This window comes from Galactobacter caseinivorans (genome assembly GCF_003640665.1).
Classification (GTDB): Bacteria; Actinomycetota; Actinomycetes; order Actinomycetales; family Micrococcaceae; genus Galactobacter; species Galactobacter caseinivorans.
This window is the reverse complement of sequence record NZ_QQXL01000005.1, coordinates 159,293-183,697: the sequence shown is the minus strand read 5'-3', so window position 1 is coordinate 183,697 and position 24,405 is coordinate 159,293. Positions and strand designations below refer to the sequence as shown.

The window sequence follows — 24,405 nt, the reverse complement described above, 5'->3', positions numbered from 1 at the left end:
CTTATTAGCTGTGAATGGGGTGGTGCGGGGTGGGTTCGGGCCCGTGTGACGCGGGGCTTTCCGGGGGGCGAAGCGGGACGAAGCGGCCCTATCCGGGGGGCGAAGCGGCCCTATCGACGATAAGCACCCCTCACGCCCGCTTCCGAGCGATAAGCCCGCTTCCCCACGGACGAGCGCGAACCCGAAGCGGCCTTATCGACGACAAGCGCCCCTCACGCCCGCTTCCGAGCGATAAGCCCGCTTCCCCACGGACGACCTCGAACCCGAAGCAGGCCTATCGACGACAAGCACCCCTCACGCCCGCTTCCGAGCGATAAGGCCGCTTACGCCAGGGACCCGGCCCGACGTCGTCGGGCCGGGTCCCTGAGTCCGGTGCTAGCCATCGGTCCGCTTGGAACCACCGCGGGGGCGGCGCTTGGTGTCGCCGCTGAGTTCCTCGGTGGCCTTGCTGACGCCCATGATGATGGACTCGCGACGGCGCGTGGTGAGCCCCTCCCACCAGGAATCGGCGGAGCGGGGGCCGGACTCGATCGCGTCGTCGTCTGACTCCAGGCCAAACTTCTCTGCCAGATCCGAGACCAGCGCGTCGCGGCGCAGCCTCTCCGACCTGCGCACATTGCGATTCAGCGCCTTGAGCGTGGCCACGCACATCAGCACCATGATGACGCTGAACGGCAAGGCAATGGTGATCGCCAGCGTCTGAATGGCGGTGAGGCCGCCGGCCAGCAGCAGCGCCGCGGCGAGCACCGCGGTCGCCAGCGCGAAGAACACGCGAATCCAGTTGCGGGGCTCGGTGTCACCGCCCGTGGCGATCATGGCCATCACCAGCGAACCGGAGTCGGAGGAGGTGATGAAGAAGATCGCGGACAGGATGATGGCACCAATGACCAGGATCCCGCCGGCGGGCAGCTGCTCCAGGACCTGGAACAGGGCGCCGTTGGCGTCCACCTGACCCTCGGAACCGATGACGCTGGTGTACCCCTCTGGCCTGGTCATCTCGTTGAAGATGGCCGTTCCGCCCAGGATCCCGAACCACACGAAGGTGATGAGGGCGGGGACAAGCATGACGCCGAGGATGAACTCGCGAACGGTGCGCCCGCGGGAGATGCGGGCAATGAAGACGCCAACGAACGGGGCCCAGCTCATCCACCAGCCCCAGTAGAACGTGGACCAGGTGGCCTGCCAGCTGGAACCTTCAGAGCCGGTGAAGGCGGAGGTATCCGTGGACATGCCCAACCAGTTCTGCAGGTAGTGGCCAATGCCCTGAACAATTTCCTTGGCCAGGAACTGCGAGGGTCCCACGATCAGGACAAAGAGCAGCAGTCCGGCGGCAAGGACCAGGTTGATGTTGGAGAGCCACTTCATGCCGCGGGAGACGCCGGAGAGCACTGACCACAGCACAAAGCAGGTCACGAAGGCGATGATGCCGTATTCAATCCAGTTGTTATCTGCTTCCACGACGCCAAGGGACTTGAGGCCTGAGCTGATCTGGGTCACGCCAAGGCCAAGGGAGGTGGCCACGCCAAAGACGGTTCCGACCAGGGCAATCACGTCGATCGCGTTGCCCCAGCCGCCACGAACGGCCTTCTCGCCGATCAGCGGCTCAAGCGCCCAGCGCACCGCCAACGGGCGGCCACGACGGTGGATGGCGTGGGCCAGAGCCAGGCCAACCACCACGTAAATGGCCCACGGCTGGAATCCCCAGTGCAGGAACGTGGTGGCGAGCGCTTCCTGCGCCCGCGCGCCGTCGTCCAGGTTTTGCACGGCCACCTCCGGCTTGGGGGTGGCGTAATGCGTGAGCGGCTCGGTGACTCCGTAGAACACCAGGCCGATGCCCATGCCCGCCGCAAACAGCAGCGAGAACCAGCTCATCAACGAGAATTCGGGCTCGTGGTCCGGGCGGCCCAGCTTGACGTTGCCCTTGCTGGAGAAGCCGACGTAGACACAGAAGACCACAAAGAGGAAGGCGAGGGCGACGTACCACCAGCTGAAGTTGGTGATGATGGCGCCCTGTACGGCGCCGATGCCGGCACTCATGCCTTGGGGGTTCAGCACGGTCGCCAACACAAAGGCCAGGACGATCACGGCGGTGGGCCAAAAGACCCAGCGTGCGATGCCCCCGGCGCCGGTGCCCGGCCCCGATTTTTGACTGATTTCTGGACTTAGTTCTGTATTCAGATCGTGGGAAGGCATGCCATCACGGTACGTGGACTGCGCTCACAGCCAAACTTCAGTGAACTGGGCCACTATGCCCAGCTTTCCCCTTCAGAACCGATTGACTTGTCCCAATTACTTCCGTCAGACTGGAGCCTCACACCCCTTCAGGAGGACCCCATGGCAGTGCGCGCGCTGCAACCCTTCCGCCATCAGCAATACCGCGTGCTCGCCCTGGCGATGCTCATCAGCCTCTTTGGCCACGGGCTCTGGGCGGTGTCCATGGTGTACCAAGTCCGGGCACTGGGCGGCGGGCTACTGGAACTCTCCATCACCACCACCGCCCTCTCCATTGGCCTGCTGGCGTGCATCCTCATCGGCGGAATCGCCGCCGACCGCCTGCCCAAACACCGCATCCTCCTCGCGGTGGAAATCACGGACGCCATCACCATCGGCGCCATTGCCCTGCTCTCCCTCACAGGCACGCTGCAGCTCTGGCACTTGGTGGTCGTGGCCGGGTTGGTCGGGGCCAGCGCGTCCTTCTTCTTCCCCGCCTACTCCGCGCTACTCCCCGGCATCCTCCCGCCGCAGGACCTGCTCGCAGCCAACGGGCTAGAGGGCACCGCCCGGCCCGCACTGAGCCTCGCCGCCGGCCCCGCACTGGCCGGCGTGATCGTGGCCGCGGCCTCCCCCGGCGCCGCGCTGGCGCTGCTGGCGCTCTGCCACGTCGCGGCGTCCATCGTGTTGACGCGGCTCGGTCCCCCACAAAAGGCCACCCCCCTGCCCGACGCCGCCGGGTCACCTGCCAGCGCCGGGTCACGTGCCAGCGCGCTGCGCGACCTAGCCGAGGGCGTGCGCTACACCCGCCGCACGCCCTGGCTGCTGTGGACGCTGCTCTTTGCGTGCGTCTCCGTACTCACGACCGTGGGGCCCATCGAGGTGCTGCTGCCATTTGTGGTGTCGGACCAGCTGGGCGGGGACTCCACCATGTTTGGCGGGCTGCTGGCTGTGGTGGGGGTGGGGTCCATGGTGGGCTCCATCGTCACCGCGTCCCGGCCCCTGCCGCGCCGCTACCTCACGTGGATGCTGGCGGCGTGGGGGCTCGGCTCGCTGCCGCTGATCCTGATCGGCTTCACGAATCAGTGGTGGGTGGTGGCGGTGGTGGGCCTTGGCTGGGGCATCACCGGGGCCATGGGCCAGGTCATCTGGGGCACGCTGCTACAACGGCGGGTGCCGCATCACATGCTTGGCCGCGTCTCTAGCCTGGACTTCTTTGTCTCGCTGGCGCTGATGCCGGTGTCCATGGCGTTGGCCGGGCCGCTGGCCACGATCATGCCCATGTGGGTCATCTTCGCGATCGCCGCTGTGGTCTCCCCGCTGGTGGCCGCGGCCGCCTGGTGGGGCGGGCGGCTGTGGCGGGACGAGATTGATCACCCGCTCGACGTCGGCGGCGAGGGCCGCGAGCCCGTCACCACGGCGGCGCCCGAGTCCTGACCTTGCGGGGGCTGCGAAGGTTTGCGCCTCAATTTCGGCGGATGCAGTGCAAAGCGGGACTGCATCCGTTGAAATCGGAGCGCAAAGCATGGGCTCCAACCCAAAACGCCGCCGCGCAGACCGCTAGGCTCAAAGCGCAGACCGCACCCACCTGGTCCCGGAGGCCCCATGCCGTTCCCCCTGTTCAACGCGCTCATGCGGCGCGATGCGTCCGGCGCCCCCGCGGCCTGGGAACGCCCGAGCCCCCCGCCGGCCGCCCTACGCAGGGACGTCTACGCGGCTGGGCTGTGGTGGGTCATCGGTGTGTCCGTCTGGTGGCTCACGGAACAGTTCCGCGAGCCCGAGTTCCGCATCGCTGTGTGGCAGGCCATGTTCGGCTTCGCCCTGCTCATTGCCCCGCTCGCCGTCCGGCGCCGCTGGCCACTCACCGCACTGTTGGTCGCGAGCGTGGTCTTCATGGTGGTCGGCATGCTCTTCCCGAGCATCAACGTCCAGGCCACCTTCCAGGCTGCGTACTTTGCCTCCCTCTACGCCGCCGCGGCCTGGGCCAAGGACACGCGCGCGTTCTGGATCTGCGCAGCCGTGGTGCTTGGCGTCATGTTCGCGTGGGTCGTCATGTCCTTCACCTTGGTCAGGAGCGCCGAGCAACTCATGGCGGAGATGCCCCAGCAGGACGGTCCCATCTCGCCGCTGGCGAGCTATGCCCTCTTCTCCCTGATCATCAATGTGGCCTACTTTGGCGGGTCGCTGTTCTTTGGCCGGCGGGGGCGGGCCGCGGCCTGGCAGCGCGAGACCCTGCTGCGCCAGACCGATCAGCTGCGCCTGCAGGCGGATGAGCTGGCCCGCCGCGCGGTGGTGGATGAACGCCTGCGCATTGCCCGCGAACTGCACGACGTGGTGGCGCACCACATCTCCGCGGTCGGCGTGCAAGCCGCCGCGGCCCGCAGGGTGCAGGCCAAAGCGCCGGAGACCACCACCCGCCTGCTGGGCCAGATCGAGGAATCCAGCCGGCAGGCGCTCGCCGAAACCCGCTCGCTGCTGGGTGTGCTGCGCACCGATACGAGCGTGGGCTACGGCGAGGATGAGCGCGGCGAGCGCAGTCCCGAGCCCGGTCTGGGGGAGCTGCCCGCGCTCCTGGAGGGCAGCGCGGCCGGCGGTGTGAGTGCGACATTGCAGCGCGTGGAGCACCCGGATGTTCCGCTGGATTCGGTGCCCTCCAGCCTTGGTCTCTCCCTCTACCGGGTCACGCAGGAGGCCCTCTCCAACGTTCGCCGCCACTCCACTGCCACGTCAGCGACGGCGACGCTGCGCACGGGATTAGGGCCCGACGACGCGTGGCCGGGCGGGTGGGTGGAGGTGGAGATCGTGGACCGTGGGCGCCCGCTCCCGGACACTTCCGGCGGCGGATTTGGGTTGCGTGGCATTCAGGAACGCGCGGCGCTGCACCGCGGCGAGGCCGAGTTGGGCCCCCGCACCACCGGCGGCTCCGGCACCGGCTATAGGGTGCGCGTGCGGCTGCCTTTGCAGCGCGTCGGCGTCCCCGTCACGTCCCCCTCCCCCACCACTTCCGGCACCTCTACCCCCCAGGGATCCTCCTCATGAACCAGCCCATTCGCATTCTCTTGGCAGACGATCACGCCGTGGTCCGCGAGGGGATCGGCCTCATCCTCTCGGTGGAGGAGGACATGGAGGTGGTGGGGCAGGTCGCGGACGGCGCCGCGGCCGCGGATTTTGTGGCCAAGCACCCGGTGGACGTGGTCCTGATGGACATCCAGATGCCCGGGGTGGATGGCATCGAGGCCACGCGCCGGATCGTCAGCTCCGGTGCCGCAGCCGGGGTGGTCATCCTGACGACGTTTGAGCGCGACGACTACCTCTTTGACGCCATTACCGCGGGCGCCGCCGGCTTCCTCTTGAAGAACGCGAGCCCCGAGCATCTGGTGGAGGCGGTGCACGCGGTCCACGCCGGCCAGGCTCTCCTCTCCCCCGAGGTCACGCTGCGGGTCCTGCGCCGGGCCATCGGCGCGGGCGCTGGCGCAGCCGTTGGTGCCGGCGATGGCGCTGGCGAGACGAACGGGACGGCGCAGGCCCTGCCCGACGCCGCCGCGAAAGGCACCAGCGCCTCGGCGTCTTTCCAGGCACCCGGCCCTGCGACGACGCACGGGATTGACCTGACCCCGCGTGAGGCCGATGTGCTGGCGCTGCTGGCCGCCGGCTACTCCAATCAGGAAATCGCCGCTGAGTTGTTTGTTTCCGAGGCCACCGTGAAGACCCACGTCTCCAATGTGCTGGGCAAGCTGGGCGCGCGGGATCGGGTGCAGGCCATCGTCACGGCGTATCGGCTGGGACTGGCCTCGCCGCACGCGGGCTGACCGCCTCCTCCTCAAGGTGGATCTGTGGGCTTCCCCCCTGCGACCGAGGCGCCGGGCATGGCCCGCGGGATAGTTTCGAGGTATCGCCGAATCCGGCGGCACATTCGACCCTGGAGGACCCATGCTTTCGGTACGCGGACTCACGCGCCGCTACGGCGACAAGATGGTGGTTGACCACGTCAGCTTTGATATTCCCGCCGGAATGATGACGGGTTTTGTGGGCGCGAACGGCGCCGGCAAAACCACCACCATGCGCATGATTATGGGTGTTCTAGCCGCTCAGGAGGGCGAATCCCTACTCAACGGAGTGCCGTTGGATCGTGATGCCCGCTCCCGCTTTGGCTACATCCCGGAGGAACGCGGCCTCTACCCAGAGCAGCCCATCCTGGATCAGCTGGGCTACCTGGGAGAGCTGCACGGCCTGAGCCGGCGCGAGGCCACCGCCTCCGCGTCCGAGCTTTTGGAGCGCTTTGACCTCCTAGACCGCGCCAAGGCCAAGCTAGATTCACTCTCCCTCGGCAATCAGCAGCGCGTCCAGATCGCCGCCGCCCTGCTGCACCGCCCCACCGCGCTGATCTTGGATGAGCCCTTCTCCGGGCTGGATCCGGACGCCGTGGACTCCATGGTTGATCTGCTGCGCGAGCGCTGCTCTGACATCCCCATCCTGTTCTCCAGCCACCAGCTGGACCTGGTCGACCGCCTCTGCGATCACCTCGTGGTGCTGCAGGGCGGGCGGGTCGTCGCCGAGGGCGACGCTGAGGATCTGCGCGAGGGCGGCGACATTTTGCACCGCATCGTCACAGTGCCCGACGCCGGTTGGTTGCGTGGGATGCCGGGCGTTCAGGTGCTGGACGTGGACGGCGCCTCGGCGCTGATCCGCCTCGAGGATCCCAGCCGCGCAGGCACCATCGCGGCCCAAGCCGTGGCCCGCGGGGAACTCACCGAGTTCAACCGCATCCTTCCCACCCTGTCAGAGATCTTCCGTGAGGCGACCCGATGAGCACCCAGACCCAGCCAAGCGCCCAGCCGCAGGACGGCCGCCCGGCCGGCCACGCGCCGTCGGGCAAGGACACCTCCAAGCCGCGCCCGCCGTGGCTGATCGTGATGCTGCACCAGATCTCCATCACCGTGCGCCGCAAGGCGTTCGTGATCAGCACGCTCGTCACCGTCCTGGTGATTGTGGGCGGCGTGATCGGTTTTGGGGTGCTCTCAAGCAAGGTGGACAAGCTCAGCGTGGCGGTGACCTCGCAGAACGGCGTCGCCGTGGTGCAGGCCGCCCAGCTGTCCGGCGAGGCCAGCGACGCCAAGGTGGAACTCAGCGGCACGGTGTCCCAGAATCCGGTGGAGAGCGTGCGCAACGGCGAGACCGACCTGGCGCTGACGCAGGAGGGCGAGGGCTGGAAGCTCACCGCGCGTGACTCCACGCCCACCACCGCACTGGCACTGCTCTCCCAAGCGGTGGAGCAGGCCACGGTGCAGCAGAAGAGTGGAGCGGGCGGCACCGCGTGGTCGGAGCTGATCAAGGGCTCCACCCTCACACCCGTGCTGCTGGAGGGCGACGCCGAACGCAACGGCATGGCCTCCGCCGTGGGCTACGTGTTCGCCATGATGTTCTACCTGGCAGCGATCCTCTTTGGCATGCCGCTAGCCACCTCCGTGCTGCAAGAGAAGGCCAGCCGCGTGGTGGAGATCCTGGCCGCGACCATCCCCCTGCGCCAACTGCTCGCCGGCAAGATCGCGGCGTCCACGGTCCTGGCCGTGTTCCAGATTGCGCTCTACATCGGGGCCGGGCTGCTGGCGCTATCCTTCTCGCCAGCGGACCTGGGGTTCACCGGCGTGATTGTGTCCACGGCCGGCTGGTTCCTGGTGTTCTTCCTGGCCGGCTTCCTGATCCTGGCCGCGATCTACGCGTCCATCGGAGCCATGGCGCACCGGGCCGAGGACCTCTCCTCCTCGTCCATGCCGGTCATCTTTGTGCTGATCCTGAGCCTGTTTGCCGGCATGGGAGCCACCGGAAACGTGCTGGTGGCCAGCTCCTTTGTGCCGATCATCTCCTCGGTGACCATGCCCGTGCGCATGCTGCAGTCCGACGTCCCGCTGTGGCAGACGCTGGTCTCGCTGGCCCTGAGCCTGCTCACCGCGTACCTGCTGATCCGCCTGGGCGGCAAGGTCTTCCGCCTCTCCGTGCTGCACACCAGCGGCGCGCTGAACTGGAAGAGCGCGTTGGCCCTGAAGGACTAGCCAGTACCGGCGGCGCCGGGGCGGGGTGGGTGCTTGACGGCCCGCCCCGCCCCGTCTGCCACGCCGGCCCGCCACGCCGGCCTGGTTTGCGGCTCACGATCGACCTTTGCGGCACGTACGTGAGCCGCAAACCTCGATCACGGGCCGCAAACCCGCGGACGCCGCCCTAGATGAACCCGAAAATCCTGTTCGCCAGGCCCAGCACACCAAGAACCACCCCGGCCACGCCCAACGCCACCAGCGTGCCCACGGCCGCTTTCCTGCGCTTGAGGCGGTGGGCCGCGGCCAGGGTTTGGATCCCTGTCACGATCGCAATCACCGCCAAGGGGACCACAAGAAACAGGACGTATGAGTTGATGAAGATGGACACGGCGCCCAGAGAGAGCGCAATCCAACCCGATCCCCTGGACGCATCCGTTTCCCGCCCGACGCTGGCGCCGGTGTCCGTTGCCAGGCTGGACGGGTTGTAGGCCGGCGGCAAGCCCAACGGATCCTGCCCGGGCTGCGGTCCAGGCGCGGGGCTCACACTGTGGGCCGAGTAGTCACCGTCTGCGCGGCCACCTGCCGGCCGCTCGTTGGCCAGGGGGGCATAGGGGTTGGGCTGGTCCCAGTGGGAATCGTTCGGGTGCTGACTCATGATGTCCCCTGCTGAGTTACGCCGAAGCCGGCTGACGGGTGAGACAAGGGCGGGCTCTACAGGAGGGCGCTGACCGCGATCTGGCCCACGATGCCCAACGCACCCAACACGATGCCGACCACGCCCAGCGCCATCAGCCCACCCCCGGGAACTCCACGAGTCTTCAGGACGTTGACCTGCTTCACGGTGGCCACGCCAAGAATGATGGCCACGACACCAAACGCGTAAGGCACGAGAAAGAGGGAGACGGCTCCAAAAACCGTGGCCAGGACGGCGCGGGTGCGTACGCCCTTGGTCAGCGCTGACGCGTCCTGGTGAGGCGCACCGAACTGGTTCGGGGCCCCAAACTGGTTGGGCGCAGCAAACTGGTTGGGCGCAGCCGGCTGGCCAAACTGGCTGGGCGCACCGAACTGGGCATTCTGACCCGGGGCGTCGGCCGCAGGGCTCGCCGGAGACGTAGGCACCTGCGGCGTGTACGAATCACCCGAAGGCTGGTTGGCCTGGGGGTCCTGTGAAGTGGGCTCGTACGGATTCTGGCTCATTTTTTCCCCTTGTCAGATGCTCAGGTGCTGAGCATTGCTTCAACGCGCGCGGGCCCGTGATGTGTGGCGCACACTTTGTGCATCATCATGTCCTACCGGGGCCGCCGACTCAACGTGGGCGCACTCGTGACTCACCACGGCCCGGCATTGAGATGGGCATGCTAGTTCTGCAGCAAGTGGGACACGAACGCGAAGCTCTGCATCCCCCGGATCACACCCAAGCCGCCCAAAACGATGCCCGCCCAGCCCAACACCGTCCACACCACCGAAGGTGCTTCCTGGCCGCTCAATGCCTTGGTCTTGGCCAGGGCCCGTTGCCCACAGGCGACGGCGAGCACAGCGACGAAGGGGGAAGCAATGGTGAGCGCCAGGGCTCCCACCACCACGCCCGCGATCCCCCAGACACGGCCCCACAAGGCCTGCACAGCGCTTCTGTCGGACTGATCGGTCCGGCTCAGGCCGGGCGGTGGGGTGTAAGGCTCCCGGCTGGTCTGACCCAAAGCATGGGGCTGCCCCGCCTGGCTGGGTTGCCCAAACTGCCCATACTGGCCAAACTGCCCGCCCGGCTCCAAGGACCCCGCACCCTGCTGAGGGGTGCCAACACCCGGCGTACCAACACCGGGCGTACCAACACCCGGCGTGCCAACACCCTGCGCCCCCGGCCACGCCCCAAAGCCAGCGCCAGCGCCAGCCCCGGCCCCGGCCCCGGCCCCGGGCTCAGTCAGCCAGTCGTCCGAGAGCCCCCGCGGCGGCGGGACGGAGGAGGCACCGTCGGGATGGGACTCGTTTGGGCTCTGACTCATGATTCCCCTCGGTGTGCTTCCTCAACGGTCCAAGACGTGGGCTAACTGTCCCACAGCGACACGCCACCACGCGCGCCGACACGGGCATCAGCAGAGGCCGGGCCCCTCCCGAAGGATGGACCCGGCCTCAGCAACTACAACAGCAACAGCAATCAGACGAGCGTGATCTTCCCGAGCGCTCGCTCCGGCAGATCGTTGATGGTGCCAAAGCGGTGCGCGGTCATGGAGACGGCCTGCTCGCGCAGGAACGGAAGCATTTCCACGCGGCCGGCGCCGGTGACGGGCTGCGAGTACACGGCCACGTCGGGGCGGCCCAGCGTCGCGGCGAAGGTCGCCTCCACGGTGGAGGCGGTCTCGGAGCCCACGATGCGCAGGCGCTCCACCTCGGACGGCCCGGCCTGGGCGGCCTGGTGAGCGCGAGCCGACCACGCGGCGTCGTCCTCCAGGACCACCGTGATGCCCGCGTCGCGCAGCACCTGCGCCACGCGCTCCGGGAAGGCTGCCGGCGCGGAGACGGTGATCGCGGTCTGCGCCGCGGTTCCCTTGCCGTTGACCGTGGCGCCGTGGGCGCGCAGCCCGGCGGCCGCCACGCGGGCGGCCTCTGCCACGTCGCGGGAGCCGGTCCCGGACACGCGCACCGTCACGGGGACGGGGCGGTAACGCAGCGCGTTGATCTCCACCTCAAGCTGCGAGGCGTCGCAGGCGCCAACAAAACGCTCGACGGCGCTGGCGTCGCCTGCCGCGGCGTTGCGCAGCCAGGCTGCCTCGCCGGTTTCCACCAGGTCGGCGACAGCCGAGGCCAGCTTGCCCGCGGCGTCGCTGGGCACCGTCGCGGTTCCGGACACCGGGGCGTCCTCCCAGTCCGAGAGCCCCACCAGGTAGTTGGGGCCGCCGGCCTTGGTGCCTGCGCCCACGGCGGAGCGCTTCCAGCCACCAAAGGGCTGGCGCTGCACAATGGCGCCGGTGATGCCGCGGTTGATGTAGAGGTTTCCGGCCTCCACGTGATCCGCCCAGTAGGCAATCTCGTCCGCGTCGAGGGAGTGGATTCCGGAGGTGAGGCCGTAGTCAATCGCGTTGACGTAGGACACGGCCTGCTCCAGCGTGTCCGCGGTCATGACGCCAAGCACCGGGCCAAAGTATTCGGTCAGGTGGTACTCGCTGCCGGGCTTCACGCCGGCGCGCACGCCCGGCGAGAAGAGGCGGTCTGAGTCATCGAGGGAGCGCGGCTCCAGGGACCAGGACTCGCCCTCGCCCAGCTGGGTCAGGCCGCTGCGCAGCTTCTCACGCGGGGGTTCAATGACCGGGCCCACCTGCGAGCGCAGGTCGGTGGGCCAGCCCACCTTGAGGGACTTGGCTGCGTCCAGCAGCTGGCGGTGGAAACGCTCCGACTGAGCCGAGCGACCCACGAGGATCACCAGCGAGGCGGCGGAGCACTTCTGGCCGGCGTGGCCAAAGGCGGAGAGGGCCACGTCCTTGGCGGCCAGATCAAGGTCGGCACTGGGGGTGACGATGATGGCGTTCTTGCCAGAGGTCTCTGCCAGGAGCGGCAGCTCGGGGCGGAATCCACGGAAGAGCTGCGCGGTCTCGTAGCCGCCCGTGAGAATCAGGCGTCCCACGGCCGGGTGGGAGACCAGCTGGGTGCCAAGCGCACGCTCGGAGAGGCGCACCAGGTTCAGGACGTCCCGGCTCACGCCGGCCTCATCCAGGGCGGCCCAGATGCACTCGATCATGACGGCGCCGGAGCGCTTGGCCAGGTCGGCGGGCTTGATGATGACGGTGGAACCGGCGGCCAGCGCGGAGAGCGTTGAACCGGCCGGGATGGCCACGGGGAAGTTCCACGGCGGGGTGACCACGGTCAGGTCAACCGGCACAGCGGTGGCGCCCTGCACGGAGGCAAGCTCCAGGCCAAGCTCCGCGTAGTAGTGGGCAAAGTCGGCGGCCTCGGAGACCTCGGGGTCACCCTGATCCAGGGTCTTGCCCGTCTCCAGCCCCATCACGGCCAGCAGGTCCGCGCGGCGGGCTTGGAGCATGTCCCCTGCGCGGTGCAGGATCTGCGCGCGCTTCTGGGCGCCAAGGGCGCGCCAGGCGGGGGCGGCGGCCACGGCGCGGGCCACCACCGCTTCCAGCTGCTCCGGCGTGCTCAGGCTCGCGGCCTCAATGGAGGCAAGGCCCAGCTCGTTGTTGGCCATCTTGGCGGCAATCTCGCGTCCCCAGACGCGGTTCTGCGGCAGGTCCGGGTCGGAGTCGGGGATGTTCTCAAAGCCGGCCTCGGGGCTGGGCTTGGAGTAGTCCTCTGACAGGCGATCCTGGGTGCGGCGCGGCATGGGGACAGCGTCGCCGCGCTCGCGCAGCTCCGCCAGGGACGCCCGGAAGCGCCCCTCCTCGCGGGCGAACAGCGGCTCGGAGGAATCCAGTTCAAACACGGCGGACATGAAGTTGTCCTGGCTTGCGCCCTCCTCCAGGCGGCGGATCAGGTACGCGATCGCGACGTCAAACTCCTTGGGGTGCACCACGGGCGTGTAGAGCAGCAGGCTGCCCACGTCCGCGCGCACGGCCTCCGCCTGGGCGGTGGCCATGCCAAGCAGCATCTCAAACTCCACGCCGCTCTTGGGGTCCTTGGCGTCAATGCCGCGGGCGCTGAGCAGCTTCCAGGCCAGGGCAACGTCAAAGAGGTTGTGACCGGCAATGCCGAGGCGCACGTTGCTCAGGCGGTCGGCGTGCAGCGCGTAGTCAAGCACCGCCTTGTAGCTGGTGTCGGAGTCCTGCTTGGTGGTCCAGACGGTCTGCTCCCAGCCGTGGACGCGGGCCTCCACCTGCTCCATGGGCAGGTTTGCACCCTTCACGATGCGGACCTTGATGGGGGCGCCGCCGTTGGCGACGCGCTCCGCGGCAAACTCCTGCAGAGCAATCATGGCGCCAAGCGAGTCCGGCAGGTAGCCCTGGAGCACAATGCCGGCCTCGTAGTCCTTGAACTCCGTCTCGGCCAGGAGGCGCGTGAAGACGGCGATCGTGAGATCCAGGTCCTTGTACTCCTCCATATCCAGGTTGATGAAGGTGCGCGGGGAGGCATCGCGAGCCGCGCGGTAGAGCGGGCGCATCTTCTCCACGATGTGATCCACCGCCTCGTCAAAGGCCCAGTGGTTGTGCGGCGCCACGGTCGCGGAGACCTTGATGGAGACATAGTCCACGTCCGCGCGCTGGATCAGCTTCATGGTGCCGGCCAGGCGGCGGTCCGCCTCGTTCTCACCCAGGATGGCCTCGCCAAGCAGGTTGATGTTGAGGTCAATGCCCTCGCGGCGCAGCTTCTTGATGCTGGTGCCCAGCTTGGCATCCGTGGCATCGATGATCAGGTGGCCCACCATGGAGCGCAGCGCCATGCGGGCGGTCGGGACCACCACGCCCGGCAGGATCGGGGCCATGGCCCCGCCCACGCGCACGGCGGCCTTCAGGTACCACGGGAGGAAGGTCGGGACGCCGGGGGCCAGCTCGCGCAGCGCCTGGGCGGCGACGTGTAGGTCCTCCGGGCGGACCACGCGGTCCACAAAGCCCACGGTGAAGTCCAGGCCCTTGGGGTCCTTCAGGACTCCGGCCAGGCGGGTGGCGGAGACGTCGGTGGGGATTTTTGCGGCGGCACTGAGCCAGGTGCGCACCTGCGCCACTGCGTCATCTGCCAGGTCCCACGGGCGGGCAGCGTCACGCTGCGCGGGTGCGGGAACGGTGGTGTGCGCCAGTCGGGGCGCAATGCTCGCGGCTGCGGCGACGGCTGCTGCTTGGGCCTGTCCGGCCTGCGAGATCGGGGGGGTCGTCATGAGTGGTTGCTCCTGGAACGGAACCAATGCCGGGCACTCCCCGGTAGGCCTATTTTCTGCTCTTGTGACGTTCGGAAACAGCGATAAGTTCCGAAGGGTATTGTTCGGATTCATCGAACTATCGAAAGGAGGGCCACATGCTGGACCTTCACCGCCTTCGCCTGCTGCGAGAACTGGCCCTTCGCGGCACCGTTGGTGCCGTCGCAGAGGCCCTGAACTACGCGCCGTCGACCGTCTCCGCTCAGCTCTCCCGTCTGGAAAAGGAGGCCGGAACGGAGCTCCTGGCGCACGCCGGCCGCGGGGTACGCCTGACCCCCGCTGCGCAGGTCCTGGTGGCCCATGCGGAGGAACTGCTCAACGGCATGGAGCGCGCGGAGGCCGCGCTGGCCGCCTCGCAAAGCGAGGTCACCGGGACGGTGCGCCTGTCCATGTTCCAGACCGCCGCGCTGGCGCTGCTGCCGGGCACGCTGCGTCGGCTCCGCGACGAGCACCCACAGCTGCGCGTGGAGATGACCCAGCGCGAACCGGAGCGGGCGCTGCGCGAGACCTGGGCGCGAGACTTTGACCTGGTCGTGGCGGAGCACTACCCGGAGCACGCGACGGAGATCCTGCCGGACATGGAGCACACCCCCCTGGTCCAGGACCCGCTGCGCCTGGCGGTGCCGCCGGATGAGGACGGCCCGTTTTCGCTGCTGCGTTCCCTGTCCGACGCCGCTTTGGTCCCCTGGGTGCTGGAGCCGGCCCCCGCGGCCAGCCGGCATTGGACCCTGCAGCAGTGCAGGCAGGCGGGCTTTGAGCCGGATGTTCGCTACGAGTCCGCGGACCTGCAGGCGCACCTGCAACTCATCGAGTCCGGGCTCGCCGTGGCGATTGTGCCCGGCATCCTTGGCGGGTACCGCGCGCCCAATGTGCGCTGGATTGACCTGGACCGCGGGCCGCACCGGCAGATCTTCACCGCGCTGCGCCTCTCCACCGTGCATCACCCCGCCGCGCAGGCCGTGCGCCGGGCGCTGCAAGATGAGGCGCGAAGGCTGCAGGGGCCGCGGGGGTGAGGGCCGCAGAAAGTCACAGTAAGGTCACGATTGACTCCGCAACTTGAACCTGCGACCGGCAAGGGGTTCACACGCGCCGTGATGTAGGGCACGCTACGGGCCATGTCATCCGCACAAACCTGGCAAATGGCCGCCATCATTATCTACCTCGCCGCCATGGTCGGCATCGGGCTCTACGCCTGGCGCAAGACCAAGACCGGCGAAGACTTCATGCTGGCCGGGCGCGACCTCAAGCCCGGCGTCGCCGCACTCTCCGCAGGCGCATCAGATATGTCCGGCTGGCTCCTCATGGGCCTGCCCGGCGCCCTCTACGTCTCCGGCCTCGTGGAGGCCTGGATCGCGATTGGCCTCACGGTCGGCGCGTGGCTGAACTGGTTCATCATTGCGCCGCGACTGCGCGCGTACACGGTGCTGGCCAGCAACTCCATCACCGTGCCCTCCTTCCTTGGGCACCGCTTCCGCGACAAGACCAACCTGCTGCGCATCGTCAGCTCCATCATCATCCTGGTGTTCTTCACCTTCTACGTGGCCAGCATGCTGGTCTCCGCAGGCAAGTTCTTCCAGTCCTCCTTCTCCTGGCCGTACCTGGTCGGCATGCTCGTAGTCGGCGCCATCACCGTGGGCTACACGCTCTTTGGCGGCTTCCTGGGTGTTTCTCTCACGGACGTGGCCCAGGGCCTGCTCATGTTCGCCGCCCTGATCGCCGTGCCGATCGTGGCCACCGTCCACCTGGGCGGCCCGGCACGCGTCATGGAGCTGATTGGCGACGCGCACAACAGCACCGGGACCAACTACCTCTCCCTCACCGGTGACGGACTCAGCGGCGCCACCTGGCTCGTGATCCTCTCCGGCCTTGGCTGGGGCCTTGGCTACTTTGGCCAGCCGCACATCCTGGCCCGCTTCATTGCCCTGCGCTCCCCGCAGGATGCGCCCACGGCCCGCCGCATCGGCATCGGCTGGATGGCGCTGTGCATGGTTGGCGCCATCACCACCGGCCTGATCGGCGTGGCCTGGTTCCAGAACCTTGGCACGCCCCTGGCAGAGGCGGACGCGGAAACCGTGTTCCTGCAGCTGAGCCAGATCCTGTTCCACCCGTTCATCGCCGGATTGGTCCTGGCGGCCGTGCTCGCGGCCATCATGTCCACCATGTCCTCGCAGCTGATCGTCTGCTCCTCCGCCCTGGTGGAGGACCTGTACGGCCTGCGCGCTCAGAAGGCCTCGCCCAAGACCAGCCTGTTGCTTGGCCGCTTTGGCGTGCTGCTCGTCGCGATTGTTGGCGCCGTGATTGCGCTGGATCCCGGCTCCAGCATCCTCTCCCTTGTCGGCTTTGCCTGGGCCGGTTTTGGCTCGGCCTTTGGCCCGCTGCTGATCCTGGGCCTGTTCTGGCGCAAGGTCAGCGCCATGGGCGCCCTGTCCGGCATGATCACCGGTGCCGTGGTGGCGTTTGTGTGGGGCATGTACCCGCCCATCAAGGAAGCCCTTGCCCTGTACGAGATCATCCCGGGCTTCATCGCCTGCCTCGTGGTCACCGTCGTGGTCTCGCAGTTCACGCGCCAGACCAACCCCGATGTGGACACCGAGTTCGCAGAGGTCAAGCGCCTCATCAAGCCGGGCGCACGCCCGGTCGTGGAGGCGCAGAGCGCCGACGCATAGTTCGCGGCGGACGCCGGGTGCCCTGGCGGGCGCCTGAACTGTTCGACGACGCGGGGCCGGGTTCTTCTGGAACCCGGCCCCGCGTCGTCGGGCAGGGTTTTCAGGCCCGTCCCCTCGTGGCCTCAGAGCGAGGTCTTGGCCGAGGCCGCGGGCGGCGCGGGCGGACGCGTAGGGTGGCGCTATGACCTGGTCCCGCACGCAGACCCGATTCCTGGCCGCCTCCCCCGAGAGTGTGTGGGACGTGCTCGCGACCCCCTCGCTCTGGGCGTCCTTTGACGCCGATGTGCAGTCATTCACCCCGGTGGATCGCCCAGCCCTGACCGGCCCGCACGGCCCCGAACAGCTTGAACTGGGCGACCGCGTCCGGGTTCTGCCCCACGCCCGCCTGCGTGGCGCGCTGCACGCGCTCACCGCGCCGCCCGCCCGGATCAGCTCGCTCGTGACGGACCAGGAGCTGGCGTGGACGCAGGATCAGCCCGGCGGCTCCACCACTCAAACGTGGCTGCTGACGCCCAGTGGCACCGGCACGCTCCTGACGCGCTCCATCACCGTGACCGGTTCCCTGGCCGGGGCGCTTGGCCCCACGATGGGCGGGGCCCTCTCGCATGATCTTGGCTCAGTGGCTGCGCGCCTGGTGCAACTGGCCGGCACCTCCGACCCGGAAGCGGCCAGGGCGCCGCAGGTGATCATCGCCGGCGGGTCCGGCCTGCTCGGCTCGCGACTGGCGCATGACCTGGTGGCGCGCGGGCGTGACGTGGTGGTGTTGACCCGCTCGCCGCACCCCGGGATGGCGTACCGCCAGGCCAGCTGGGACGGCGTGAGCCAGGGATCCTGGGCCGCACTCTTTGACGACGCCCGCGGCGTGGACGTGGTCAACCTGTCCGGGCACCGCATCGGTGACACCGGCGGGGCCGCGACCATGGCCAAGCTGACCACCTCCCGCGTGAACCCCACGCGCGCCTTGGTGGAGGCGGCGCGGGCCGCGTCCCGGCGGGCCGGGCACCCCGTGGTGAAGCACTGGGTGCAGGCCAGCGGGGTGTCGCTACGCTCCGATCCGGACGAGCCCGTGGTGCACGAGGACACGGTGGCCCGCTCCGAGGGCGAGGCACTGGAGGGCATGACGGAACTGATCCGCCGCTGGGAGGACTCCGTCGCAGACGCCCCGGCCCAGCTGCTGACCTTGGTGCGCACCGGCATTGTGCTGGACCGCGAGGCGGAGGTGCTCAAGTCGCTGCAGGCCGTGGTGACGCTGGGAGCCGGCGGGCCGCTGGCCGGTGGCAAGCAGTGGGTGCCGTGGATTCACGTGGACGATTGGCTGGCGATTGCCCGGGCCGGCTTGGGCTTGGAGGAGGGCGTGCGCCTGCCCGGCGGGCCCGTGATTGCGGCCGCCCCGCACCCGGCCACCAATGCCGAGGTCATGCAGGTGCTGCGCTCCCACGTTGCGCCGGCCGGGGTGGGCCTTCCGACGCCCAAGCCACTGCTCGCGCTGGGCACGCGGCTGCTCGGCAAGGATTCCGCGATGCTGACCGGCGGGGCCCGGGCCGTGAGCACGGTGCTGCCCGCGGCAGGCTTCCGCTTCCAGCACGAGCGGATCGGCGAGGCGGTCGCGGAGCTGCTGCGGTAACTGGCGCGCCTGCGCGGGGTGAGCGCGCCCGCGCGGGGTGAGCACCCGCCGTCGGGCACCCTCAAGACCACCCCACACAAGGTTTGCCCTCTCCCGGCGCACTTTGCCGTGGCAGTCACCACGGCAAAGAGCGCCCACACACGGCAAACCCCACCCGGCGGGCGCGCTACTCCCCGCGCAGCCCCTCGATATCCAACTTCTTCATGGGCAGCATGCGCAGATAAGCGCCCGGGATCCGCAGCAACTCGTTGATGTTCGCGGGGACAATTTCCCATCGCACGCCAAAGCGGTCGCGGCAGGATCCGCAGCCCTCCTCGTCGGGGACGGCGGACAACGCCGCCCAGTAGCGATCAATCTGGGCCTGATCCGCGCAGTCCACCTGCAACGAGATGGATTGGGCGCCGTTGGCTGCGGGGCCGCCGTTCACCGCGACCATGGGCTGGCCGCGCAACGTGAACTCGATGACCAGAGGCTGGCCGGCCAGCGGCTTTTGGAAGTCCAAGAGGCCATCCGCCTCGGTCTCCGGGTACGGCATCACGGTGCCCTTGGTGGAGTCCGGGAACAGGTCCACGTAGAAGTCGACCACCTCCTCGGCATTGCCGTTGAACCAGAGGTTGGGCACGAGGCCGTGGGGTTCCGTGGTTGAGGTGTGCGCAGACATGGGTCCTCCTGGGTTCCCGCGGGGCAGTTGCCGCTCGGGGACCTCAGCGTAGACCCGATCCCGGCCCTGGGGGTGGGGTGCCCTCCGCAGCGATGGCGCTGGCGACCTCATCGGCGCTGAGCAAGGCCATGTCGCCATCATCAGTGGCCGCCATCCGTGTTGCTTCCTCTGCCTGCGCCAGGACGGCGCGGCGCTCGGAGACCAACGGGATGGACGACGCCTGGTCGGCCTCCGCCTCCTCCGCGTTCTCCTCGCTGAGTTCCTGCGCCGGGCCCCTCCGGGCCTCCACAGCGTTGAAGTACGCCTGGCTCTGGCGCAGCCTCACGCCCAATTCCATGGCGTCCATGGAGGCCATAATCCCGCCGATGGATTCCTGGTCGTAGTACCCCTCGTCCTGCAGATCCAGCAGGATCTTGCGGCGGGCGGTGAGGACGCGCAACTTGGCGTCCATCATGCTTTCGCCGGGTTCCTGCTCCGAGGTGACCTCTGAGAGCGCATCCTCCAGCCCTTGAGCCTGGCGGCGCAACTCCACCGGGTCCGGTGTGGTGGGCTTGATCCAGCGCACCAGGGGCGCCAGCAGGCTGCCCTGGATGCCGAGCGAAAGCACCGCCACGGCGAAGGCAATCAGGATCAAAGTGGCGCGGTTGGGAGTGTCAAGCGGCAGGGTCTGGGCCGCCGCCAGCGTGACAGCGCCGCGCATGCCGGAGGCCACCATGACCAGGCCGTCGCGCACGGTGAGGGGCTGCTTGGTGTAGTAGTCAATATCGCTGCGCACCATGCGCGTGCGCCGATCAAGCTGGGCCCAGCGCTTCTCCTGGGCCTCCACGCTTGAGGCTTCGAGTCCGTGGCCGCCGTGCGGGTGCAGCCCCCGCTTTAGGCGCTTCTTGACGCGCTTTTCCACGCTCTGGGCCTCGATGCTGCACAGCTCGGCAACGCGGCGGAAGTCGCGGTCAGCGATGGCGGACTCCATGGCCTCCAATTGCGGCGCGCGCGTCTGCTGCGCCTTCTGCGCCCGCTTGCCCATCTTGCTCAGCAGCGGCAGCACAAAGGCGGTGCGGATGATGAGCATCAGGGCCAGGGCGGCCAGCGCCACCAACACAATTTGCCACAGCGTGCCGGTGTCCGCCTCCTCGCTGTGGTGGTTGATGAGCCCGCGCAGCTCCAGGCCCATCATCAAGAACACGCCTCCCTCAAGCACCAGCGTGATGGCCTGCCAAATGCTCCGGTCGGAGACGCGCTGCTCCGCGCGGAACACGCGGTCCTTCTTGCGCCCAATCACCACGCCGGCCACCACCGCGGCCACGAGCCCGGAGCCGTGCAGCAGGTCCGTCGGCACGGATGCCGCGAAGGGAATCACCAGGGAGAGGACGGTGGAGACCGTGGGATCTTGCACCACCTTGCGCGCCCACAGCCCCACCTTGCCTGCCACGACGCCGATCACGATGGCGACGAAGACGGAGTAACCAAATTGCCCGACGGCGGTCCATAGGGAGAACGCGGAGGCGGCGGCTGCGATGGCGGTGCGGAGGGTGACGAGGGCCGTGGCGTCGTTGAGCAGGGACTCGCCCTCGAGGATGGTGCTCACTCGGGAGGAGATGCCTACGCCGCGGGCAATGGAGGTGGCCACCGCGTCCGTGGGAGAGAGGATGGCGCCCAGGGCAATACACCAGGGCAGCTCAAGGTTCGGCATGATCCAGTGGAAGAAGAATCCCAGCAGGACGGAGGAGAGGATCACCAGGAAAACTGCCAGGCCGCCAATGGCATTAAATTCGCGCCGAAAGTTCATGGCGGGCATGTTCACGGCGGAGGAGAAGAGCAGCGGCGGCAGGACCACCGCGAGGATGATCTCTGGCTCCACCTCAACATCCGGCACAAACGGCAAGAAGCTCACGCCGATGCCGATGGCCACCAGAATCAGCGGTGCGGCGATATTCCAGCGTGGTCCCAGCCGGGAGCTCACTGCGATGACGACCACGGCCGCGATGATAACCAGGATGGCAGTATCCATGGATGGACCCCCTTGTGTGGACGAAGGCCCACCCCTGGGTCCTCGTCATTCGGCGTTCATTCTCCACCCAACCGGCCCCGTTGGCACCGGTTCGTGAAGCACGCCCCCGGCCGCGCGTCGTCGGGCATCTGGATCTGAACCCGACCCCGCGGCGCTGCGCCGCTGACGCCTCGGGATAACAAACCGTCCGGACGGTCAAGATATTCCCGCCAACCCCTTCCCGCGCCGGGCGCAAGACCATAATCTGGAGGGTATGCCTGAGAAGAACTCTGCCCCCCTGGACCAGGACGCGACCCCGTACGCCTCTGCCCTGCGCCGCCTCGGCGATGTGGACTTTATGCACCTGGACGTGCCCTCCCACCAAGGCCGGGCCGCGAACGCCCCCGGGCTCGCCGACCTGGTCGGCGAACGGATCCTGCGCCTGGATAAGTCCACGCTCTTTAGCGACATCAACCAGGACACCTGGGCCATGGATGCCCCGCCGGAGGGCGCGCCGCTTGAACAGGCCCAGCGCCTGGCCGCGGAGGCCTGGGGCGCATCCCGCCTGTGGTTCCTGGGTAACGGGGCCTCCTCCGGCAACCACATCGCGACCATGGTGGCCCGCGCGCTTGGCCGCGAGACCGCGGTGCAGCGCAGCGTGCACTCCTCCGTGATTGACGGGATGATCCACGCCGGCCTGGAGCCGCACTTCATCTTCGGCTCCGTGGACCGCGACCTGGGTTCCTCCCACGGCGTCACCGCAGCCCAGGTGGAACACGTGCTCACCGAACACCCCGGCGTCGCCGCCGTGCAGATCGTCTCCCCCTCCTACTTTGGCGCGGTCTCGGACGTCGCCGCGATCGCAGAGGTGGCGCACGCCCACGGCAAGCCGCTGATCGTGGACGAGGCCTGGGGCTCCCACTTTGGGTTCAGCGAGGGGCTGCCGGGCAACGCCGTGCGCCTTGGCGCTGACCTGGTGGTGTCCTCCTCCCACAAGAACGCCGGAGCGCTGACGCAGGCCGCCATGCTCATGCTGGGCCACGGCGAGTTTGCCGAGGCGCTGGAGGACGTGGTGGACCGGGTGCACCGCTCCTACATGTCCACCTCCACCTCCGCCCTACTGCTCGGTTCGCTGGATGAGGCGCGCCGCCGCATGGCGGTGGACGGGCCCGTCGTCATCCCGCAGACGCTGGCCGCCGTGCGCCAGCTGCGCGCGGAGATTGCCGACCGCGGCCGTTTCCGCGATGCCACGGATGACGCCATGATGTACAAGGACGTGGTGGGCCAGGACCCGTTTAAGGTCGTGATTGATACGCGCACCGGCGGGCTCTCTGGCACCGAGGCGCACTACCTGCTCACGCGGGATCACCGGGTGGTCGTGGAGCTCTCCACCCACGCCGTGATTGTGCTGCTGATCGGCGCCACGTCGGTGCTGGACGTGGACCGCTTCATCGAGGCGCTCTACGCTCTGCCCAAGGTGCCAGAATCGCTGCAGGCCGCGCCCGCCCTGCCGCAATCCGCCAAGCGGGCCCGGCGCCTGCAAGAGGCCTTCTTCTCCCCCACCGAGCTGGTGGGCTGGGAGGACGCCGTGGGCCGCATCTCCGCTGACGCGCTCTCCGCCTACCCGCCGGGCATCCCCAACATCCTGCCCGGCGAGGTCTTCACGGAGGAGATGATCCAGTTCCTGCGCAAGACCGCAGCCATGCCGGCCGGTCACGTGCGCGGCGCGGCCGATGAGCACCTTGACCGCTTCCGGGTCGTGGTGGTGCAGCCGCCGGCGATTGTTTAGTTTGCTGGCATAGTGTTCGACGCCGTGTGGCCGGGCCCCTGGGGACCCGGCCACACGCGTGAGGCATCGGTAATGCACAGGCGCAAACCGGCCATTGCGGAGCCCTGAAGACTCAGGCATCATTGCATTCAACTCGACGGCAAAACCATGCCGCTGGGTGACACGATGTGCGCGCAATCGCGCGCTACGGGGGAACAGGTCCTGGGGGGCACGCCACGCGTGCTGGGACCGCTTTGGGGTGCAGGAGCTTTCATGACCCGTTTTGCCATGCCACATTTGCGCGCGTCCACAGAAAAATTACGCCGCCCACGCGGCATCCTGGGCGGGTCCTTGACCCTGGGGTTGATGCTGACGGTGGCGCTGTTCGGGCCCACCGCGCCGGCGTCCGCCGCCCCCTCCGGGTCCACCAGCACTGGTTCCGCCAGTTCTGGTTCCGCCAGTTCTGGGGGGTCTACCGGTGATGAGACCACCGGCCTGTACTTGGAGATCAAGACCAACGGCCAGGTGTACGGCGAGCTACCCAACTGGTTTGGCGCCATCGGCGCCCTCGTCAAAGCCGGCTCACCGGTGACCTGGACCTACGAGGTGACCAACTACGGAAACTCCGACGTCAGCGGCGTCAAGGTGACGGACAAGGGCACCGGCAACGCCGCGCCGTCGGTCACGTGCCCCGCCACCATCGCTGCCGGCGCCACGGCCCAGTGCCAGGCTGCGGGCACGGCGATCGCGGGGCAGTATCAAAACACCGCCACAGCCACCGCCACCTCCACCGCCACTTCCTCCTCCAACGCAGTGGCGGTGGCCTCCAACGAGGCCTCCTCCTGGTACTTCGGCACGGTCTCCGGGTTCACCCTGGAGAAGCGCGTCAACGGGACGCACCAGACCGCAGCGCCTGGCCTGAAGGTCTCTGAGGGAGACAAGGTCACGTGGACGTACAAGATGACCAACACCGGCAACTACCCGGTCGAGGACGCCATGGTGGAGGACTCCGGCACCGATGGGCCGGTGAACGTGAAGTGCCCGGCGCGGGACGATGACCAGCTGGCCGGCGGCGACTCCATCACCTGCACCGCGGAGACAACCGCGATCAAGGGCCAGTACACCAACACGGCAACCGCCATGGCTGAGGATCCCGTCGCGGGCGTCGTGTACGCCTACGACAGCTCCTGGTATTTCAGCAGTGACGACTCCACTCCGGAGCCCACTCCCACTCCCACGCCGACGCCGGAGCCCACGCCTACTCCGACACCGGAACCGACTCCCACGCCGACGCCGACGCCTTCTCCGGAACCGACGGATGCCACCTCACCGGCGCCGACGGACGACCCGACTGGCGATCCGACGAGTGAAACAACGTCCGGCTTCAGCACCAACCCGAGCGTGGATCCCAGCACGAGCGTCGGCGGTGGCGACGCCCCGGGTATGGATCAGACGAACGCGGGCTCAAGCGCCGGTGCTCTGCCCAGCACGGGCGCCAGCGTCACCTGGGCGCTGCTCCTGGGGCTCCTAGCCCTCGGCACGGGCGTCACCGTCTTGGTGACGCGTCGCCACAACGCTCACTAGAGCCGCCGGTGGCAGGATAGCTAG

At 68.3% G+C, this 24,405-nt stretch carries 17 protein-coding genes; 10 read left to right on the top strand and 7 right to left on the bottom strand.

The window, feature by feature from the left end; translation table 11 throughout:
• Positions 1–375 precede the first annotated feature (375 nt).
• Positions 376–2,193 (bottom strand): BCCT family transporter, encoded by a 1,818-nt coding sequence (locus tag DWQ67_RS09510; RefSeq protein WP_121485359.1) that lies wholly within the window; start codon positions 2,191–2,193, stop codon positions 376–378.
• 141 nt (positions 2,194–2,334) lie between these two features.
• On the opposite strand from DWQ67_RS09510, the gene DWQ67_RS09505 reads away from it, so the two are divergent.
• The 5 genes from DWQ67_RS09505 to DWQ67_RS09485 all read left to right on the top strand — a co-directional run bounded on the left by DWQ67_RS09505 (position 2,335) and on the right by DWQ67_RS09485 (position 8,261).
• Positions 2,335–3,648 carry an MFS transporter gene (locus DWQ67_RS09505; protein WP_121485358.1) on the top strand — a complete coding sequence of 438 codons (1,314 nt, stop codon included), beginning with the start codon at positions 2,335–2,337 and terminating at the stop codon, positions 3,646–3,648.
• Positions 3,649–3,816: 168 nt separating this feature from the next.
• A complete protein-coding gene (locus DWQ67_RS09500) occupies positions 3,817–5,250 on the top strand; it encodes a sensor histidine kinase (protein ID WP_121485357.1) in 1,434 nt (477 codons plus the stop codon).
• The gene (locus DWQ67_RS09495; protein ID WP_121485356.1) at positions 5,247–6,020 is read left to right on the top strand and encodes a response regulator transcription factor; all 774 of its coding nucleotides are present in this window, start codon (positions 5,247–5,249) and stop codon (positions 6,018–6,020) included. The genes DWQ67_RS09500 and DWQ67_RS09495 overlap by 4 nt, the downstream gene beginning before the upstream one ends.
• A gap of 121 nt (positions 6,021–6,141) precedes the next feature.
• A complete protein-coding gene (locus DWQ67_RS09490) occupies positions 6,142–7,020 on the top strand; it encodes an ABC transporter ATP-binding protein (RefSeq protein ID WP_121485355.1) in 879 nt (292 codons plus the stop codon).
• Positions 7,017–8,261 (top strand): ABC transporter permease, encoded by a 1,245-nt coding sequence (locus DWQ67_RS09485; RefSeq protein ID WP_121485354.1) that lies wholly within the window; start codon positions 7,017–7,019, stop codon positions 8,259–8,261. Before DWQ67_RS09490 ends, DWQ67_RS09485 begins: the two co-directional genes overlap by 4 nt.
• 166 nt (positions 8,262–8,427) lie before the next feature.
• Here the strand turns inward: DWQ67_RS09485 and DWQ67_RS09480 are convergent, their stop codons facing one another.
• The 4 genes from DWQ67_RS09480 to DWQ67_RS09465 all read right to left on the bottom strand — a co-directional run bounded on the left by DWQ67_RS09480 (position 8,428) and on the right by DWQ67_RS09465 (position 14,052).
• On the bottom strand, positions 8,428–8,898 hold the full coding sequence (locus tag DWQ67_RS09480; protein WP_121485353.1) for a hypothetical protein: 471 nt from the start codon (positions 8,896–8,898) through the stop codon (positions 8,428–8,430).
• A 56-nt stretch (positions 8,899–8,954) separates the two neighbouring features.
• A complete protein-coding gene (locus tag DWQ67_RS09475) occupies positions 8,955–9,440 on the bottom strand; it encodes a DUF4190 domain-containing protein (RefSeq protein ID WP_121485352.1) in 486 nt (161 codons plus the stop codon).
• A 161-nt stretch (positions 9,441–9,601) separates the two neighbouring features.
• Complete coding sequence (locus DWQ67_RS14235) at positions 9,602–10,243, bottom strand: hypothetical protein (protein WP_199712672.1); 642 nt, start codon at positions 10,241–10,243, stop codon at positions 9,602–9,604.
• Between the two features lie 152 nt (positions 10,244–10,395).
• Complete coding sequence (locus DWQ67_RS09465) at positions 10,396–14,052, bottom strand: proline dehydrogenase family protein (protein WP_121485351.1); 3,657 nt, start codon at positions 14,050–14,052, stop codon at positions 10,396–10,398.
• Positions 14,053–14,189: 137 nt separating this feature from the next.
• Here DWQ67_RS09465 and DWQ67_RS09460 point away from each other — a divergent pair, with 137 nt between their 5' ends.
• From DWQ67_RS09460 to DWQ67_RS09450, 3 genes are all read left to right on the top strand, one after another.
• The gene (locus DWQ67_RS09460) at positions 14,190–15,104 is read left to right on the top strand and encodes a LysR family transcriptional regulator (RefSeq protein WP_121485350.1); all 915 of its coding nucleotides are present in this window, start codon (positions 14,190–14,192) and stop codon (positions 15,102–15,104) included.
• 126 nt (positions 15,105–15,230) lie between these two features.
• Positions 15,231–16,757: a sodium/proline symporter PutP gene (gene putP, locus DWQ67_RS09455; RefSeq protein ID WP_233556026.1), complete on the top strand. Its 1,527-nt coding sequence runs from the start codon at positions 15,231–15,233 to the stop codon at positions 16,755–16,757.
• 181 nt (positions 16,758–16,938) lie between these two features.
• Positions 16,939–18,381, top strand: coding sequence for a DUF1731 domain-containing protein (locus DWQ67_RS09450; RefSeq protein WP_121485348.1), 1,443 nt, complete (start codon positions 16,939–16,941; stop codon positions 18,379–18,381).
• A gap of 166 nt (positions 18,382–18,547) precedes the next feature.
• On the opposite strand, the gene DWQ67_RS09445 is transcribed toward DWQ67_RS09450, so the two are convergent.
• Positions 18,548–19,042, bottom strand: coding sequence for a VOC family protein (locus DWQ67_RS09445; protein WP_158595424.1), 495 nt, complete (start codon positions 19,040–19,042; stop codon positions 18,548–18,550).
• 43 nt (positions 19,043–19,085) lie between these two features.
• Positions 19,086–21,050: a cation:proton antiporter gene (locus DWQ67_RS09440; protein ID WP_121485346.1), complete on the bottom strand. Its 1,965-nt coding sequence runs from the start codon at positions 21,048–21,050 to the stop codon at positions 19,086–19,088.
• A gap of 253 nt (positions 21,051–21,303) precedes the next feature.
• Here DWQ67_RS09440 and DWQ67_RS09435 point away from each other — a divergent pair, with 253 nt between their 5' ends.
• The gene (locus DWQ67_RS09435; protein WP_121485345.1) at positions 21,304–22,818 is read left to right on the top strand and encodes an aminotransferase class I/II-fold pyridoxal phosphate-dependent enzyme; all 1,515 of its coding nucleotides are present in this window, start codon (positions 21,304–21,306) and stop codon (positions 22,816–22,818) included.
• A gap of 252 nt (positions 22,819–23,070) precedes the next feature.
• The gene (locus DWQ67_RS09430) at positions 23,071–24,381 is read left to right on the top strand and encodes a DUF7507 domain-containing protein (RefSeq protein WP_121485344.1); all 1,311 of its coding nucleotides are present in this window, start codon (positions 23,071–23,073) and stop codon (positions 24,379–24,381) included.
• Positions 24,382–24,405: the final 24 nt, after the last annotated feature.